Origin of the sequence: Pseudomonas sp. 32_A, from assembly GCF_017490905.1 — a bacterium.
Classification (GTDB): Bacteria; Pseudomonadota; Gammaproteobacteria; order Pseudomonadales; family Pseudomonadaceae; genus Aquipseudomonas; species Aquipseudomonas inefficax.
Genome location: NZ_JAFGYI010000044.1, coordinates 1 through 16,702, shown reverse-complemented (window position 1 = coordinate 16,702; position 16,702 = coordinate 1). Strand labels below are relative to the sequence as shown.

At 65.0% G+C, this 16,702-nt stretch carries 13 protein-coding genes, 1 pseudogene and 1 riboswitch; of the genes and pseudogenes, 7 read left to right on the top strand and 7 right to left on the bottom strand.

Annotated features, from left to right (window positions below; genetic code table 11):
• Position 1: 1 nt before the first annotated feature.
• Positions 2–694 carry a tRNA (adenine(22)-N(1))-methyltransferase TrmK gene (locus J5M58_RS21735; protein ID WP_207879559.1) on the bottom strand — a complete coding sequence of 231 codons (693 nt, stop codon included), beginning with the start codon at positions 692–694 and terminating at the stop codon, positions 2–4.
• Between the two features lie 148 nt (positions 695–842).
• Here J5M58_RS21735 and J5M58_RS21730 point away from each other — a divergent pair, with 148 nt between their 5' ends.
• Entirely contained in the window at positions 843–1,223 is a 381-nt protein-coding gene (locus J5M58_RS21730; protein ID WP_112254055.1) for a RidA family protein, read from the top strand.
• A gap of 215 nt (positions 1,224–1,438) precedes the next feature.
• Positions 1,439–3,439 (top strand): U32 family peptidase, encoded by a 2,001-nt coding sequence (locus tag J5M58_RS21725; protein ID WP_112254056.1) that lies wholly within the window; start codon positions 1,439–1,441, stop codon positions 3,437–3,439.
• A gap of 151 nt (positions 3,440–3,590) precedes the next feature.
• Here J5M58_RS21725 and J5M58_RS21720 read toward each other — a convergent pair whose 3' ends face one another.
• On the bottom strand, positions 3,591–4,916 hold the full coding sequence (locus tag J5M58_RS21720) for a sigma-54 dependent transcriptional regulator (protein ID WP_112254057.1): 1,326 nt from the start codon (positions 4,914–4,916) through the stop codon (positions 3,591–3,593).
• Between the two features lie 342 nt (positions 4,917–5,258).
• Here J5M58_RS21720 and J5M58_RS21715 point away from each other — a divergent pair, with 342 nt between their 5' ends.
• A complete protein-coding gene (locus J5M58_RS21715) occupies positions 5,259–5,525 on the top strand; it encodes a hypothetical protein (protein WP_013972506.1) in 267 nt (88 codons plus the stop codon).
• Between the two features lie 107 nt (positions 5,526–5,632).
• On the opposite strand, the gene J5M58_RS21710 is transcribed toward J5M58_RS21715, so the two are convergent.
• The 4 genes from J5M58_RS21710 to cobW all read right to left on the bottom strand — a co-directional run bounded on the left by J5M58_RS21710 (position 5,633) and on the right by cobW (position 12,157).
• On the bottom strand, positions 5,633–6,199 hold the full coding sequence (locus tag J5M58_RS21710; RefSeq protein ID WP_207879557.1) for a VWA domain-containing protein: 567 nt from the start codon (positions 6,197–6,199) through the stop codon (positions 5,633–5,635).
• Between the two features lie 101 nt (positions 6,200–6,300).
• Positions 6,301–7,323 carry an ATP-binding protein gene (locus J5M58_RS21705; protein ID WP_207879555.1) on the bottom strand — a complete coding sequence of 341 codons (1,023 nt, stop codon included), beginning with the start codon at positions 7,321–7,323 and terminating at the stop codon, positions 6,301–6,303.
• A 1-nt stretch (position 7,324) separates the two neighbouring features.
• Positions 7,325–11,086 carry a cobaltochelatase subunit CobN gene (gene cobN / locus J5M58_RS21700; protein WP_207879550.1) on the bottom strand — a complete coding sequence of 1,254 codons (3,762 nt, stop codon included), beginning with the start codon at positions 11,084–11,086 and terminating at the stop codon, positions 7,325–7,327.
• A gap of 3 nt (positions 11,087–11,089) precedes the next feature.
• Entirely contained in the window at positions 11,090–12,157 is a 1,068-nt protein-coding gene (cobW, locus tag J5M58_RS21695; RefSeq protein WP_003247913.1) for a cobalamin biosynthesis protein CobW, read from the bottom strand.
• Positions 12,158–12,256: 99 nt separating this feature from the next.
• Positions 12,257–12,470, bottom strand: a riboswitch (cobalamin riboswitch).
• Between the two features lie 98 nt (positions 12,471–12,568).
• On the opposite strand from cobW, the gene J5M58_RS21690 reads away from it, so the two are divergent.
• The 3 genes and pseudogenes from J5M58_RS21690 to J5M58_RS21680 all read left to right on the top strand — a co-directional run bounded on the left by J5M58_RS21690 (position 12,569) and on the right by J5M58_RS21680 (position 14,739).
• On the top strand, positions 12,569–12,928 hold the full coding sequence (locus J5M58_RS21690) for a hypothetical protein (RefSeq protein ID WP_112254063.1): 360 nt from the start codon (positions 12,569–12,571) through the stop codon (positions 12,926–12,928).
• Between the two features lie 165 nt (positions 12,929–13,093).
• Positions 13,094–13,583: pseudogene (locus J5M58_RS28340) on the top strand (AAA family ATPase); the annotation flags it as partial.
• 136 nt (positions 13,584–13,719) lie between these two features.
• On the top strand, positions 13,720–14,739 hold the full coding sequence (locus tag J5M58_RS21680; protein WP_013972500.1) for a branched-chain amino acid aminotransferase: 1,020 nt from the start codon (positions 13,720–13,722) through the stop codon (positions 14,737–14,739).
• A 252-nt stretch (positions 14,740–14,991) separates the two neighbouring features.
• On the opposite strand, the gene J5M58_RS21675 is transcribed toward J5M58_RS21680, so the two are convergent.
• On the bottom strand, positions 14,992–15,420 hold the full coding sequence (locus J5M58_RS21675; RefSeq protein ID WP_112249497.1) for a multidrug/biocide efflux PACE transporter: 429 nt from the start codon (positions 15,418–15,420) through the stop codon (positions 14,992–14,994).
• Positions 15,421–15,512: 92 nt separating this feature from the next.
• Between J5M58_RS21675 and J5M58_RS21670 the strand changes: the two genes are divergently transcribed.
• Positions 15,513–16,367, top strand: a complete 855-nt coding sequence (locus J5M58_RS21670; protein WP_112249498.1) for a LysR family transcriptional regulator — start codon at positions 15,513–15,515, stop codon at positions 16,365–16,367.
• Positions 16,368–16,702 lie beyond the last annotated feature (335 nt).

Sequence of the window (16,702 nt, the reverse complement as noted above, 5' to 3'; positions counted from 1 at the left end):
GTCAGGCCAGCACCTCGGTGATCCAGCCGACCTGTTGCCTGAAGTCGTCGATTTTCGCCTGAGGCACCGCACCGCGGGCCCGCTCGAAGTTGGCCAGGGTCTGCTGCTTCTGTCGCAGCATGCGCCGCCACTTGACCAGGAACGCCTCGCTCTTCTCCTGCACCAGCACCGGGCCGAAGTACAGCTGTTCAGCGGTGTACGCCGCCCCGCCAGGCTCGGCGACGATGATCTCGTAGTCGAAGCGGTTTTCCCGTAGCAGTTCTTCGCTGACGATCCGGTAACCATTGCCCATCAGCCACTGGCGCAATTCGCGCTCGGCGCCATTGGGCTGCAGCACCAGACGAGTGACGCCGGCCAGGCGCTGCTTGCCGGCCTCGAGGATCTCGCACATGGTGTCGCCACCCATGCCGCAGATGCTGACCACCGAGATTCGATCTTCCGGCTCGACCGCCGCCAGGCCATCGGCCAGGCGCACGCTGACCCGGTCTTCCAGGCCATTCCTGCGGACGTTGCGCTGGGCCGAGGCGAACGGCGTCTGCGCCACCTCGCCCGCTACCGCCGCGTCCAGCACGCCGCGCAGCATCAGGGCAACCGGCAGGTAGCCATGGTCCGAGCCAATGTCGGCCAGGCGCGCGCCATGCGGTACTTGTGCAGCCACGCGCTCCAGGCGCCTGGACAATGTCTGTTCGTTCAACGTAAACCCCTGCTTTGCAATCGGCCGCGATTCTGACGGTGAACGCCGCGCATTTCAAACCCCGCCACCCCGGGCCAGCCACCCTCGACCGGGCCGGCCGGCTCGCGTAGGCTTGCCGCTTTCCTTCCGTAGCAAGGCAAAACTCACCATGGCACAAGCAGACATCATCTACACCCCTGACCCGGACGCCGAGTCGATTTCCTCCGACGTTGCCGAATTCAACGGCGTGCTGGTCACCACCCAGATCCCGACCCACGCCGATGGCAGCCTGGAACTGGGCGGCATCGTCGAGCAGAGCGAGTGCACCCTGCAGGCGTTGAAAGTGGCGCTGGAGAAGGCCGGCAGCGGCATGGACCGCGTGCTGCACCTGACCATCTACCTCACCGACATGGCCGACCGCGCGGCATTCAACGAGGTGTACCAGCGCTTCTTCAGCAAACCATGGCCGGTACGCGCCGCCGTGGGTGTGGCTGCACTGGCGTTCGAAGGCATGCGTGTGGAAGTGACCGCAATGGCTGCCAAGCGCTGATTTTCGCGCAATACGCAATCCTGTAGGAGCGGCCTTGTGTCGCGATTGGGGTGCGCAGCGCCCCCAGATTCTCAGCTCCGCAGCAGGTATTGCCGGGGCCGCGTTGCGGCCCTTCGCGACACAAGGCCGCTCCTACAAGCAGCCCGATGATGCCGCCAGCCCGTTTCGCCGCTACAATGCCCGCCTAAACCGTGACAGCCCGAACCTATAACGACATGTCCCTTCCAAAGAATCACCTGGAACTGCTCAGCCCTGCCCGTGACGTGGCCATCGCCCGCGAAGCGATCCTGCACGGCGCAGACGCCATCTACATCGGTGGCCCGAGCTTCGGCGCGCGCCATAACGCCTGCAACGAAGTCAGCGATATCGCCGAACTGGTCGAGTTCGCCCATCGCTACCATGCACGCGTGTTCACCACCATCAACACCATTCTCCACGACAACGAGCTGGAGCCCGCGCGCAAGCTGATCCACCAGCTGTACGACGCCGGTGTCGACGCGCTGATCGTGCAGGACCTGGGGGTGATGGAGCTGGACATTCCGCCGATCGAGCTGCACGCCAGCACCCAGACCGACATCCGCACCCTGGAACGGGCCAGGTTCCTCGACCAGGCCGGCTTCTCCCAGCTGGTGCTGGCGCGCGAGCTGAACCTGCAGCAGATCCGCGCCATCGCCGCCGAAACCGACGCTGCCATCGAGTTTTTCATCCACGGTGCGCTGTGCGTGGCCTTCTCCGGCCAGTGCAACATCTCCCATGCGCAGACCGGCCGCAGCGCCAACCGTGGCGACTGCTCGCAAGCCTGCCGCCTGCCCTACACCCTGAAGGATGACCAGGGCCGCGTGGTTGCGTTCGAGAAGCACCTGCTGTCGATGAAAGACAACAACCAGACCGCCAACCTGGCTGACCTGGTCGATGCCGGCGTGCGCTCGTTCAAGATCGAAGGCCGCTACAAGGACATGGCCTATGTGAAGAACATCACCGCCCACTACCGCAAGGAACTCGACGCCATCCTCGAAGGCCGCCCGGAGCTGGCCCGCGCCTCCAGCGGCCGCACCGAGCACTTCTTCGTGCCCGACCCGGACAAGACCTTCCACCGCGGCAGCACCGACTACTTCGTCACCGACCGCAAGGTCGACATCGGCGCCTTCGACTCGCCAACCTTCACCGGCCTGCCGGTGGGCGTGGTGGAAAAGGTCGGCAAGCGTGACATGCAGGTGGTCACCGAAGTACCGCTGACCAACGGCGACGGCCTCAATGTGCTGGTAAAACGCGAAGTGGTGGGCTTCCGCGCCAACATCGCCGAACCGCGTGGCGAGTTCGAGGAAGACGGCGAAAAGCGCTACCGTTACCGCGTCGAGCCCAACGAAATGCCCGAAGGCCTGCACAAGCTGCGGCCCAACCACCCGCTGTCGCGCAACCTCGACCACAACTGGCAGCAGGCCCTGCAACGCACCTCGGCCGAGCGCCGCATCGGCGTGCAATGGCAGGCGGTACTGCGCGAGCAACGCCTGGCGCTGACCGTCACCAGCGAGGAAGGCGTGAGCGTGCAAGTGGCACTGGACGGCCCGTTCGGCCCGGCCAACAAGCCGCAGCAGGCGCTGGAGCAGTTGCACGACCTGCTCGGCCAGCTGGGTACCACCATGTACCATGCCGACAGCATCGAGCTGGACGCACCGCAGGCGTACTTCGTCCCCAACTCGCAGCTCAAGGCCCTGCGCCGTGAAGCCATCGAGGCATTGACTGCTGCACGGGTTCAGGCACACCCGCGTGGCGGGCGCAAGGCCGAGACCACGCCACCGCCGGTATACCCCGAGTCGCACCTGTCGTTCCTGGCCAACGTGTACAACCAGAAGGCTCGCGACTTCTACCACCGCCACGGCGTGCAGCTGATCGACGCGGCCTACGAGGCCCATGAAGAGCACGGCGAAGTGCCGGTGATGATCACCAAGCACTGCCTGCGCTTCTCCTTCAACCTGTGCCCCAAGCAAGCCAAGGGCGTGACCGGCGTGCGCACCAAGGTGGCACCGATGCAGCTGATCCAGGGTGATGAGGTGTTGACCCTGAAGTTCGACTGCAAGCCGTGCGAAATGCATGTGATCGGCAAGATGAAGAGCCACATCATCGACCTGCCGACCCCGGGCAGCGCGGTAGCCCAGGTGGTTGGGCATATCAGCCCGGAAGACCTGCTGAAGACCATTCCGCGCGGGCCGCATTGATCATTAGCTTGCAAGGGCCCTTTCGCGGCTAAAGCCGCTCCCACAGAAACTGCGCCAGTACCTGTGGGAGCGGGTTTACCCGCGAACACCGGCGTAGCCGGTGCCATCCACCGCGGCGCCCGGTTCGCGGGTGAACCCGCTCCCACAGGGATCAGCGCATCTGATGCTTGTGCAGCAGCCGATAGAAAGTCGGCCGCGAAATACCTAGCACCTTCGCCGCCACGCTCAGGTTGTTGCTGTGCCTGCTGAGCACATCACTCAGCGCCTGGCGCTCGGCCCGGTGCTTGTACTCCTCCAGCGTGCCCAGGGGTTGCTGTACCTGGTCGAGGGTCTGCAACCCCAGGTCCTGTGCCTCGATTTGCCGGCCTTCGGCCAGCACCAGCCCGCGTCGCACCCGGTTGGCCAACTCGCGGACATTGCCCGGCCAGTCATGCCGGCCCATCGCCGCCAAGGCATGGTCGCTGAACGAGCGCGGCCTGCGCCCGGTTTCCAGGCTGTAGAAATGAGCAAAATGATTGGCCAGCATCGACAGGTCGCCATGCCGGTCGCGCAAAGGCGCGGTCACTACCTGCAACACGTTCAGGCGGTAATACAGGTCTTCGCGAAAGCGCCCTTGCTCGATGGCCCTTTCCAGGTCCACGTGGGTAGCCGCCAGAACGCGCACATCCACCGGGATCGGCTGGCTGCCACCCACGCGCTCGATGTGCTTTTCCTGCAGAAAGCGCAGCAGATTGGCCTGCAACTCCAGCGGCAAGTCACCAATTTCGTCGAGGAACAACGTGCCACCATGAGCCGCTTCGATGCGCCCGGCCTTGCGCTGATGAGCACCGGTGAAGGCGCCCTTCTCATGGCCAAACAGTTCCGACTGGATCAAGTGCTCGGGAATGGCCCCGCAGTTGATGGCAACGAACGGCTGCTCGCTGCGTTGCGACTGGCGGTGCAGGGTACGGGCCACCAGTTCCTTGCCGGTGCCGCTTTCACCGCAGATCAGCACTGGCGACTCAGTAGGCGCCAGCTTGCCCAGCAGCTTGCGCAGATCGCGGATCGGGCGGCTATCGCCGAGCAGCTCGTGGCTCGTTTCATCCACCCTCGCCACCCCTTTGCCGCGCAGGCGCGCCATGCCGAAGGCGCGGCCCAGGGTAACCTGCACGCGGGAAACGTCGAACGGCAAGGTGTGGAAATCGAAGAACCATTCACAAACAAAATCGCCGACCGCCGGCATGCGCAGCTGTTCGGCGCTGAGCACTGCAATCCATTCGGTGTGGCTGCGCTTGATCAAGTCCTTGACCCCGTCGGGGCGCCTGAGGTGCGACGCCTGCAAGCGCAGCAGGCCCACATCGCAAGGATGATCCAGCGCGGCACCGAGCATGCAGCTGTGTACATCCCAGCCTGCGCTGCGCAAGCCAGGCAACAAACGGTGGCAGTCATCGCAGGGGTCGACGATGAGCAAACGGCGTTGGGCGGCAGGCTGCTGCATGACCGATCCTTGGCGCCAGTTTTCGGTTTTTTGAAATAAAACAGCAAGTTGTGGCGCCCGATTAACAGTAGCAACGAAGTTGACGGTTCCCAGTACCGTCTGTCTGCCGAATCAATTTTTTACAATACGTGACGGGAATTTTCGCACTTTATCGACATCACATGGCGGCATGGGCAAGAACGGATTCGACCTTGGCAAATTTTTTTACAGCCAATGTGTGACTCGCACCCGGACAACGAGCATCAGTACACATAACCCCGCGCTGCACTTCGCGATAACCGAGGCGACTATGAAGCAACGCGGACTTCACCTGGATGTTTGGGACCATAGAGAGACCGAACCATGAATGCCCCGCTCCGTGTCAACGAAGCACTGCTGATTGCCGACCACGCCTTCGAACCCTTCCAGTGCGTAGCCTGGGATGCACCCAACGGTACTGGTGAACTGAGCCTGGCAGTGATCGACCGGACCAGTACCCGCATCGGCAGCAAGCAAGTGTCTTCGCGCATCTACTCCGACCCGGCCCAGTGGGCCAGCCTGATCGAGGAAGTGCGTGCCGAACTGTGCGAAAAAGGTTACGACCTGCAACCGTGGTCAATGCCGAAATAATATCGGCCGGCAAACCAAGTGCGTGCACCGCCACGCACTTGTACAACTTCCGGGTTGCTGTTCTGGCAACTTTTCTTATTGCGACATAGTGTCGCATCGATACTTTTTCAATCCACCAACCTGAACTGTTGCAGGTGCTGGTAATCAGCCTGAAGTTGTTGCGCCAGACGCTGCGCACGGCCCAGGCGCACCGGCGCCAGTTCCATATCCACCAGCAAAGTGGCACACGGCATTGGTTGCACGGCATTCCAGTGCTGCAGCCGACCGTCGGTAAACACCAGGCAGCGCAATGCTTCTTCAGGGTGTGCCCGTTGCCGCGCCTGCAACCAGTGCCGAGCTTGTTCCAGTGCAGCGATCAACGGCGTGCCGCCACCGGCACCCAAGGCTTGCAGCCAGGGTTGCAAAGCGGTCGAGGCCTTCAGGCCGTGGCGCTGCCACTGCGGCGTGCGCCCGCTGGCGGTAAGCAGGGCCAGCCGCGCGCGTTGGCGGTAGGCCTGGTCGAACAGCGCTGCCAGCAGCCCTTTGGTTTGTGCCAGCGCCTGGTGGCGGCGGGTCGAGGCCGACGCATCGACGATTACCAGCCACAGTTCTGCAGGCCTGGCCTGGCGTTGCTGCCAGCACAGGTCCTGGCGCTGGCGTGGCCGGCCCTTGAGCAGAGTCGGCAGCCAGGCCACCCGACCGGCCGCAGCACTGTGCGCCCGGCCTCGGCTGGCCCCGTACTGCTTGCCTGCGCCTGCTTTGGCATCCGCCCCTTTGGCAGGTGGCTGGGGGATGCTCAGGGCTTTTTTGCCCAGTTCGGCACCTCGCGGCGGGCGCCGCTGGCCACCGGCTGCGCTGGCATTGCGCCCCAGTCGCCCTGCCCGCCCTGTGCGCCAGGGTTGCCCGCGCCTTGGCGACCGGGTGGTTGCTCAGGCTGCTGCGGCGCCGAAGGCAGGTTGGCCTGGGGCGTAACGCGCCGGCGATGGCGCAAGGCGAACTCGGCCACTGCATCGACATCGGCCTCTTCGATGGCCTCGCCTCCACGCCAGGCGCAGTGGGCGCGTGCGGCGCGCAGCCAGACCAGGTCGGCGCGCAGGCCGTCGACCCCGGCGGCGTAGCAGCGTTCGGTGATCCAGGCCAGCGCTTGGTCGTCCAGGGCAATATCGGCCAAGGCGTGACGCGCCGCCTGGCAGCGCTCGCGCAATTGCGCCTGAGCCTCGGCCCATTGCGCGCAGAAGGCCTGCGGGTCGCTGTCGAAGGCCAGGCGGCGGCGAATGATCTGCTGACGCGCCTCAGGCTCGGGCAAGCCTTCCAGGGCCACGTTGAGGCCGAAGCGGTCGAGCAACTGCGGGCGCAGTTCGCCCTCCTCCGGGTTCATGGTGCCGATCAGTACGAAGCGGGCATTGTGCCGATGCGAGATACCGTCGCGCTCGATACGGTTGGTGCCACTGGCCGCCACGTCGAGCAACAGGTCGACCAGGGTATCGGGCAGCAGGTTGACCTCATCGACATACAGCACGCCGCCATCGGCCTGGGCCAGCACCCCCGGGGAAAACTGCGCCTTGCCCTGCCCCAGTGCGGCATCCAGGTCGAGGGTGCCGACCAAGCGTTCTTCGCTGGCGCCCAGTGGCAGGGTGACGAACGGGCCCTCACCGAGCAGGTCGGCCAAGCCTCGGGCCAGGGTACTCTTGGCCATGCCGCGCGGCCCCTCGATCAGCACACCGCCAATCTTGGGGTCGATGGCGGTCAGGCACAGCGCCAGTTTCAGGTCGTCGGCACCGACCACGGCTGCCAGTGGAAATTGCACGGGTTCACTCATTTCAAGCCTGTTCCTCGCCGTCGAGCAGTTGTTCCTCGAGGGCTTCGCGGTAGTCGCCCGGCGCCTGCCACAGGCCGCGCTGCTGGGCCTCCAGCAAACGCTCGGTAAGGTCGCGCAGGGCCTCGGGGTTGTGCTCGCGCATGAAATCGCGGGTCGCCGGGTCGAGCACGTAGGCATCGGCCAGCGCCTGGTAATGATGGTCGTCGATCAGCTGCGTGGTGGCATCGAAGGCGAACAGGTTGTCGACCGTCGCCGCCATCTCGAAGGCACCTTTGTAGCCATGGCGCTTGACCCCGTCGATCCACTTCGGGTTCAGCGCCCGGGCGCGGATGACCCGGTTCAGTTCTTCCTTGAGGGTACGGATGCGCGGCCGGTCGGCCTGGCTATGGTCACCGTGGTAACTGGCGACTGCCGCGCCGGACAAGGTTTCCGACGCCGCCAGCATGCCACCCTGGAACTGGTAGTAGTCATTGGAATCGAGCAGGTCGTGTTCGTGGTTGTCCTGGTTCTGCAGCACCGCCTGCACCTTGGCCAGGCGCTGGGCGAACTGGGCGCGGGCCGGGGTACCGTCGTCGCTGGCGCCGTAGGCATAGCCGCCGTGGTTGAGGTAGACCTCGGCCAGGTCATCGCGGCTGTGCCACAGGCGCCCGTCGATGGCGTTCTGCACCCCGGCGCCGTAGGCCCCGGGTTTGGCACCGAACACCCGCCAGCCGGCCTGGCGGGCGGCCTGCTCGGGGTCCACGCCCTGGTCCTGCAGCGCGGCCCGCTCGCTGCGCACGCGGGCGGCCAGGGGGTTGAGATCGTCGGGTTCGTCCAGTGCCGCCACCGCCTGCACTGCGGCATCGAACAGGCGGATGAGGTTGCCGAAGGCATCACGGAAAAAGCCGGAAACGCGCAAGGTCACGTCCACCCGCGGGCGGTCGAGCAGGCTGAGCGGCAGGATCTCGAAATCGTCGACCCGCTGGCTGCCGCTGGCCCACACCGGCCGCACGCCCATCAGCGCCATGGCCTGGGCGATGTCGTCACCGCCAGTACGCATGGTTGCCGTGCCCCACACCGAAAGGCCGAGCTGGCGCAGGTGGTCGCCGTGGTCCTGCAGATGACGCTCCAGGATCAGGTTGGCCGAGGCGAAGCCCAGGCGCCAGGCGGTGGTGGTGGGCAGGTTGCGCACATCCACGGTATAGAAGTTGCGACCGGTGGGCAGCACGTCCAGGCGCCCGCGGCTGGGCGCGCCACTGGGGCCCGCGGGCACGAAACGCCCGGCCAGCGCCGCCAGCAGGCCATTCATTTCGGCGCTGCCGCAGGCGTCCAGGCTGGGGGCTACCACTTCGCGCAGCGCCTGCACCACATCGTGCACCGGCTGCCATTCGCTCTGGGCTGGTAACTGTATTGTTCCGCCCAGCGCCTGGTCGATTACTTGCAGCGCCAACAGTTCGAGGCGTTCGCGGGTATCGCCACAGGTGCGCCAGGGCTCGCTACTCACGGCCTGCAACAGCTCGGGGCGTGCGCCCTGCCACGGCTGCCCGAGTTCGCAATCGAGCGGGTCGAAACCCGGAACCAGCGCCTTGGCCAAAGCCCGCAGCAGGCTGGCATTGCCGCCGCGACCGTCGCCACGCTCGACCCGCACCAGCGCCAGCAGGGTATCCAGGCGCAGCCGGCCTTCCGGGGACTGGCCGAACACATGCAGGCCATCGCGAATCTGCGATTCCTTCAGATCGCACAGGTAGGTGTCCAGGCGCGGCAGCCACACGGCGGCATCGTCCAGCTGACCTTCCAGCTGCAGTTCGCGGTCGATGTGGTTGGCCTTGACCAGCTCCAGAATGTCGCGCTGCAACTCGCGCGCGCGCCGCGGGTCGAGCAGCTGTGCTTCGTAGAACTCGTCGGCCAGTTGCTCCAGGTGGCGCAACGGGCCATAGGTTTCGGCACGGGTCAGCGGCGGCATCAGGTGGTCGATGATCACCGCCTGGGTGCGGCGCTTGGCCTGGGCCCCCTCACCCGGGTCGTTGACGATGAACGGGTAGATGTTCGGCAGCGGGCCGAGCAAGGCGTCCGGCCAGCACTGCGCCGACAACCCGACGCCCTTGCCGGGCAGCCATTCGAGGTTGCCGTGCTTGCCGACGTGGATCACCGCGTCGGCGGCAAAGGCATGGCGCAGCCAGAAGTGAAACGCCAGGTAGCCGTGCGGCGGCACCAGGTCGGGGTCGTGGTACACCGCGCTGGGGTCCACCTGATAGCCCCGCGCCGGCTGAATGCCGACGAAGGTCAAGCCAAAGCGCAGGCCGGCCACCATCAGCCGACCACTGCGGTACATCGGGTCCTGCTGCGGCGGCCCCCAGCGCTCCAGCACGGCCTGGCGGTTGGCCTCTGGCAGGCGCTCGAAGGCGGCCTGGTAATCGGCCAGGCTCAGGCTCTGCGCGCAGGGGCGCAGGTCCAGTTGGTCGAGGTCGTTGGTCACGCCGCCGAGCAACTGGTGGATCAGTTGCGTGCCACTGCCCGGCAAATCGGCCAGCGGATAGCCTTGGGCTTGCAGGGCCGCGAGGATGTTCAGCGCGGCCGCGGGCGTATCCAGACCAACGCCGTTGCCAATGCGGCCATCCCGGGTCGGGTAGTTGGCCAGCACCAGGGCCACGCGCTTCTGCCCATTCGGCAGGCGCGCCAGCTCGACCCAGCGGCGAGCCAGCTCGGCGACAAAATCCATGCGCTCGGGGTGCGCGCGGTAGCAGACCACGTCAGACTGGCTGCGCTCGCTGCGCCACGCCATGTCCTTGAAACTGACCGGGCGGGTGATGATGCGCCCGTCCAGTTCGGGCAAGGCAATGTGCATGGCCAGGTCACGCGCACCCAGGCCCTGCTCGCTGGCCTCCCAGCCGGGCTGGTTGTCTTGCGCGCAGATGGCCTGCAGCACCGGGATGTCGCGACGGAACGGGCGCAGGTTGGGGCGCTCGGGGCTGGACAGGGCAAAGCCGGTGGTGTTGACCAGCACTTCGGCACCCACCTCGTCCAGCCAGGCTTCGACCTGCTCCAGGCAGGCGCTTTCCTTGAGGCTGGCCACGGCGATCGGCAACGGGTTGAGGCCGGCGACCTGCAGCCGCTGGCAGAACACATCGATGAACGCGGTGTTGGCCGCCTGCAGATGGGAGCGGTAGAACAGCAGCGGCGCCACCGGCTGTTCGGGGTGCCACTGCGGGTACCAGTCCTCCAGCGTGGCGCTGCCCTTGGCCGGGTGATACACGGCGGTGCGCGGCAAAGGCTGCGGCTCGTCCCAGGCATAGTCGCGGCCCAGCCACTGGCTGGCCAGGCAGTTGAACAGGTTGATGGCGTTGGCCTTGCCGCCCTGGCGCAGGTAGTGCCAGAGGCGTTCGGCCTGCTCGCTGCTGACATTGCCCAGGCTGGTCAGCTCCGGGTCCGGACGGTCGTCGCCCGGCACCAGGATCAGCTGCACGCCACGGCCGGCCAGCTCGACCAGTTGCTCGACGCCATAGCGCCAGTAGCCGACGCCACCGTGCAGCGACACCAGGATGACCTTGGCATGGCGCAGTACCTGGTCGACATACAGGTCGACCGAGGCATGGTTCTGTACCTGCATCGGGTTGGCCAGGCGCAGGCTGGGGTAATCGTCGGGCAATTGCTCGGCGGTGTCGGCGAGCAATGCCAGGTGCGAATCGCCGCTGCAGAGAATCACCAGCTCGGCGGGCGTCTGGCCGAGGTCGGCAATGCTGTCATCCGGCACGAAGCCGCCGGGCTGGGTCCGCAGCAGGTGCATGGGTCAGGCGCCCAGGGCCTGGCGCAGGCGCGCTTCCAGCTGGGCGGCATCGAGGTCCTGGCCGATCAGCACCAGGCGGGTGATACGCGGCTCGTCGGCGCGCCAGGCGCGGTCGAAATGCTTGTCGAAACGGGTACCCACGCCTTGCACCAGCAGGCGCATCGGCTTGCCGGGGATGGCCGCGAAGCCTTTTGCGCGCAGGATGCCGAACTCCACCACCAGCTGGGTCAGGGCGTCGAGCAGCAGGCTTTCGTCGGCTTCTGGCAGGTCGATGGAGATGGAGTCGAAGGCGTCGTGGTCATGATCGTCATGGTCATCGCCGTCATGGTGCGAATCATGGTGGGTACGGCGGCCATCGATGTGCGCCTCAGACTCGGCGCCCACGCCCAGCAGCACCTCCAGCGGCAGCTTGCCGCTGCTGGCTTCGATCACCTTGACCGCTGGCGGCAGCTCTTCGGCCACCTCGGCGCGGACCTTGGCCAGGCCTTCGGCGTCGATCAGGTCGGCCTTGTTCAGCACCACCAGGTCGGCGCTGGCCAGCTGGTCGGCGAACAGTTCGTGCAATGGTGATTCGTGGTCCAGGTTGGGGTCGAGCTTGCGTTGGGCATCGACTTGGTCCGGATAGGCGGCGAAGGTGCCAGCGGCCACGGCCGGGCTGTCGACCACGGTGATCACCGCGTCGACGGTGCAGGCATTGCGGATTTCCGGCCACTGGAAGGCTTGTACCAGCGGTTTGGGCAGGGCCAGGCCGCTGGTCTCGATGAGGATATGGTCCAGGTCGCCACGGCGTGCCACCAGCTCGCGCATCACCGGGAAGAACTCTTCCTGCACGGTGCAGCACAGGCAGCCGTTGGCCAGCTCGTAGACGCGGCCGCTGGCTTCTTCTTCGGTGCAACCGATGCTGCACTGCTTGAGGATTTCGCCATCGATGCCCAACTCGCCGAACTCGTTGACGATCACCGCAATGCGGCGGCCCTGGGCGTTGTCGAGCATGTGGCGCAGCAAGGTAGTCTTGCCCGAGCCGAGGAAGCCGGTGACGATGGTGACGGGGAGCTTGGCCAGTGTTTTCATGTCGCATTGCCCTTGGCAGATTGGCGCGGGCATGCAGGACGACAGCCGCGGGCCATGCCGGCCGGGCTTGTTCGCCACCGGATCACCCCGCCCGGTTGAAAGTCGAAAACGTGACGAGGCAGGTCTCCTGGCTCGCACCGTTCCATGTGCCCGCTGGTGCAGCAGGCTGGCGGGATGACGCCTTCCCGCGCGCGGGCGCAGTGGCTGTGTCGATCCGTTGTCGGTGCTTACAGTTGCGGGGGCAGCCGCGGCTTGTACCGCGTTCCCGTCTTAGCTTCGGCCTGGCCGAAGAACCTCGAAGTGGCAAGGCTACGCAGTGGCTGGCGGGTGGTCAACCATTGCTGTCGGGCTGGCCGACAACCAGTGGCGCAACTGCGTTACAGTGGTGGCTTTGAGCAGCGAGGCCCACCGGTGAAACCCCTGAACAAGCGCGATATGGCACGCCTGGAGCGTGAACTGGTGGTTTGCCTGACCGAAGCCTGCGAAACCGCCAAGGCCGAGATCGTCGGTTTCAGCTGGCTTACCCACCGTCTCGCGCCCGAGGATTTTCCGGCCAGCCTGCGTATTACCTGGGTGTTCGAGCGAGAGGCCGACAAGGCCGCCGCCGTGGCGGGCGACGCGAAGGTGCGCATGCTGGCGCTGACGGGCCTTGCACTGGAGCAGGCCGGCATTCAGCTGGATCATCCGGCCTGGCATGTGCGGTTTGACAGTGAAGAGGCTTGCCAGCAGAGCCACGGGGGTGACTGGAGCAAGCGCTTGATGGGGCGCTGAACCAGGGGCATGCGCGGTCCTACAGGTCCAGCGCACACCTTAAGGGTGCCGCCGGCAATGTGGGAGCGGGTTCACCCGCGAACACGGGCGAAGCCCGTGCCATCCACCGCGTCGCCTGTTTCGCGGGTGAACCCGCTCCCACAGGGCCCGCGGCGCACTCGTGGAACCAGCCTGGGCTTGCAGGCCTATGGCGGCAACTACAGCTTCTATTCGGCCCAGAAAGCCAGCCAGACGGCGCTGGCCCAACAGCAACTTGCCAGGCTGAAACAGCAGCAGCAACGCCAGGCGCGCGAACTGCAGCGCACTACCAGGCCACACCAGCGTGCTCGATCACCTGCGCCAGGCAAACCCGACACTGGCCCGGGGCGACTTGCGCAGCCGCCTGGCACAACTGGGCCTGGATGCGGCCCGCATCGAACTGCCCAGCGGCCTGCTAAGCGGCGGTGAGCGGATGAAGGCAGCACTGGCCGCCGTGCTGTACCGCGAACGGCCACTCGACCTGTTGCTGCTGGACGAACCCGGCAACCACCTGGACCTGCCGTCGCTGGCCGCACTGGAACACATGCTCGGGCAGTTTCGCGGGGCGCTGGTGGTGGCGTCCCACGACCAGGTACTGCTCGACCAGCTGGCGCTGGACGAGTACCTGCACCTGTAGAAGCTGCAATGAATGCATTGCAGGCTATCAATTCGTGACTGGCCGTTCCCGATCTGCCACGGATGTATTATGGTGGCGTGGTGCGCATATAACAGCAGCCCGAGCAATCGGGCACTTGCAAGACAATGAGGGTGTCATGAGCAACGAAAGCATTAATTGGGACAAGCTCGGTTTCGACTACATCAAGACCGACAAACGCTACCTGTCCGTATGGCGCAATGGCGAGTGGGACAAAGGCACCCTGACCGAAGACAACGTACTGCACATCAGTGAAGGCTCCACGGCCCTGCACTACGGCCAGCAGTGCTTCGAAGGCCTCAAGGCCTACCGTTGCAAGGACGGTTCGATCAACCTGTTCCGCCCGGACCAGAACGCCGCCCGCATGCAGCGCAGCTGCGCCCGCCTGCTGATGCCGCAGGTGCCGACCGATGTGTTCATCGAGGCGTGCAAGCAAGTGGTCAAGGCCAACGAGAAGTTCGTACCACCGCATGGCAAAGGCGCCCTCTACCTGCGTCCGTTCGTGATCGGCACCGGTGACAACATTGGCGTGCGCACCGCCCCCGAGTTCATCTTCTCGATCTTCGCCATCCCGGTTGGCTCGTACTTCAAGGGCGGCATGAAGCCGCACAACTTCCAGATCTCCAGCTTCGACCGCGCGGCTCCCCAAGGCACCGGCGCGGCCAAGGTCGGTGGCAACTATGCCGCCAGCCTGCAACCGGGTGCAGAAGCGAAGAAGGCCAACTTCGCCGACGCCATCTACCTCGACCCGCTGACCCACACCAAGATCGAGGAAGTCGGTTCGGCCAACTTCTTCGGCATCACCGCCAACAACGAGTTCGTCACCCCGAAATCGGCTTCGGTGCTGCCAGGTATCACCCGCCTGTCGCTGATGGAACTGGCGCAATCGCGCCTGGGCCTGACCGTGATCGAAGGCGATGTGGAAATCAACAAGCTGGACCGCTTCATCGAAGCCGGCGCCTGCGGTACCGCTGCGGTGATCACACCGATCGGCGGCATCGAGTACAACGGCAAGCTGCATGTATTCCACGACCTGGAAAAGGTCGGCCCGGTTACCCAGAAGCTCTACAACGAGCTGACCGGTATCCAGAGCGGTGATGTGGAAGCACCGGCTGGCTGGATCGTCAAGGTCGCCTGAGGCGCTTTAGCGGTTTGAAGGACGGGGCATGCCAGCGATGGCATGCCCCGTTTTTTTTCGGCTGACCCGGTCAACTTCGGATGGCACCGGCTGCGCCGGTGTTCGCGGCTAAAGCCGCTCCCACAGGTACAGCGCATGCCTGAAACCAGCGCCGTCCCTGTAGGAGCGGCCTTGTGTCGCGAAAGGGCTGCGAAGCGGCCCCAGGATATCCGCACAATGCACAAATCGAGGTACGGCGCAGGCAGGTAGTTCTCATGCAAGGCGACGCTGCATCAGCAGGTGCCGGGCCTTGTCGAAAGCCCAGTTGTACAGCACGGTGTAGGGCAGGATGATCACGAAGAAGCCCAGCTCCACCATGAACGCCTGCAGCAACGAAATCTCCAGCATCCAGGCCGCCACCGGCAGGCACCACACCACCAGCCCGGCTTCGAAGCCCAGGCCGTGCACGAAGCGTACGCTGGCCTTCCAGTGGATGCGCTCGACCTGCACGTAGCGATCGACCAGCGCGTTGTAGACCATGTTCCACAGCATGGCGATCACCGACAGGGTCACCGCCAGCGCTCCCGCCGTCGCCAGCGACTTGCCCATGATCCAGGACAACAGTGGCGCACACAGCAGCACGGCGAACACTTCATAACCGACGGCATGAACCAGGCGTTCGCTGAAAGACACGTTTTTCATTGCAAAATCCATCCATTGCGTGAGTCGTGCTTCCCATCTTCTTTGATAGAACTGATACTCGCGACATAGCTACCATCGGTTTTATCAATACCATGCGTTATTCACCCGAAGCTCTGGTCGCCTTTGTCGAAGCTGCATCGCTGGGTTCGTTTTCCGCTGCGGCGCGCAAGTTGCGCAAAAGCCAGTCCACCATCAGCATCGCCATCGCCAATTTCGAGGTCGATGTAGGTTGCCCGTTGTTCGAGCGTGGCGGCCGTCATCCCACCCTGAACGAGGCTGGGCGGCAGGTGCTGAGCCATGTCGAGGCGATTCTCGATGCCAGCGCCCAGCTCGATGCCCTGGCGGTAAGGCTGGCGGAAAACGTCGAGGCACTGGTCTCGGTAGTGATGTCGGACAGCTACAGCGTTACCTTCCAGGGCGCGGTAATGGCCCGCTTCGCTCAGCACTACCCGCATACCGAGCTGCGCTGCGGCCCGTCGGAAGATGCCGATGTGATCGAGCTGATCCAGCAGGGCCTGGCACATATCGGCATTCTTGCCACCCAGCCCAGCTATCCCGCTGACGTTGCCGTGGCACGCTTGCCCGAGCAGGCAGAGTTTGCAGTGTATGTGGCCAGCGGGCATCCGTTGGCGGCTTTGCCTAAGGTGCAGTCGCAGCACCTGGAGAACGTAAGGCAGCTGTATATAAAGACCTATGCTCCAAGCTTGCACCAGGGGCGTGGCCAGGCCTGGTCGGCACCGGACTACCTCACTCTGCTGGAATTCGCCGTGCGCGGGTTCGGCTGGGCCGAACTGCCCAGGGCATTGGTGGCTCGGTTTGGCAGTGGGCTGGTGGAGCTGCAGGTGGCCGGGTACCCGCGACGGGTTGACATGGATGTGGCCTGGTCGAGCCGTCGCGCGCTCGGGCCGGCCGGGCAGTGGCTGGTGCGACAGATGCTGGGGCAATAGGCCTTTGTCGCCTGCAAGATCCAGGGGCTGCTGAGCAGCCCGTCGCGACGCAAGGCCGCTCCTACAGGGCAGTAAAGCGAAAAATCCTACAACATTTTAGGAAGCCCATCGCTCCCCCGCGAAGGTGTTCCTCGCTAGTGTTTTGGCCGTTGCGTCAAATCACTGGAAAAGGAACTCCTGATGAGCATCAGCAAAACCATCCACATCGCCATGCAGGAAGAGATCCCCAATACCTACGGCACCTGTAATGCCTGCGAACGCTCCGGCCTGCCGATTCTGCTGCTGCGCGAGGCCTACGCCCCACGCCCGGATACAGGGCGCCCCTATCGCCTGGC

What these genes read in the sequence shown, in the direction of transcription:
- J5M58_RS21670 (WP_112249498.1), top strand. Translation starts at nt 15,513, where the DNA reads ATGCGTTATTCACCCGAAGCTCTGGTCGCCTTTGTCGAAGCTGCATCG.
- J5M58_RS21680 (WP_013972500.1), top strand. Translation starts at nt 13,720, where the DNA reads ATGAGCAACGAAAGCATTAATTGGGACAAGCTCGGTTTCGACTACATC.
- cobW (WP_003247913.1), bottom strand. Translation starts at nt 12,157, where the DNA reads ATGAAAACACTGGCCAAGCTCCCCGTCACCATCGTCACCGGCTTCCTC.
- J5M58_RS21725 (WP_112254056.1), top strand. Translation starts at nt 1,439, where the DNA reads ATGTCCCTTCCAAAGAATCACCTGGAACTGCTCAGCCCTGCCCGTGAC.
- J5M58_RS21705 (WP_207879555.1), bottom strand. Translation starts at nt 7,323, where the DNA reads ATGAGTGAACCCGTGCAATTTCCACTGGCAGCCGTGGTCGGTGCCGAC.
- J5M58_RS21720 (WP_112254057.1), bottom strand. Translation starts at nt 4,916, where the DNA reads ATGCAGCAGCCTGCCGCCCAACGCCGTTTGCTCATCGTCGACCCCTGC.
- J5M58_RS21675 (WP_112249497.1), bottom strand. Translation starts at nt 15,420, where the DNA reads ATGAAAAACGTGTCTTTCAGCGAACGCCTGGTTCATGCCGTCGGTTAT.
- J5M58_RS21730 (WP_112254055.1), top strand. Translation starts at nt 843, where the DNA reads ATGGCACAAGCAGACATCATCTACACCCCTGACCCGGACGCCGAGTCG.
- J5M58_RS21715 (WP_013972506.1), top strand. Translation starts at nt 5,259, where the DNA reads ATGAATGCCCCGCTCCGTGTCAACGAAGCACTGCTGATTGCCGACCAC.
- cobN (WP_207879550.1), bottom strand. Translation starts at nt 11,086, where the DNA reads ATGCACCTGCTGCGGACCCAGCCCGGCGGCTTCGTGCCGGATGACAGC.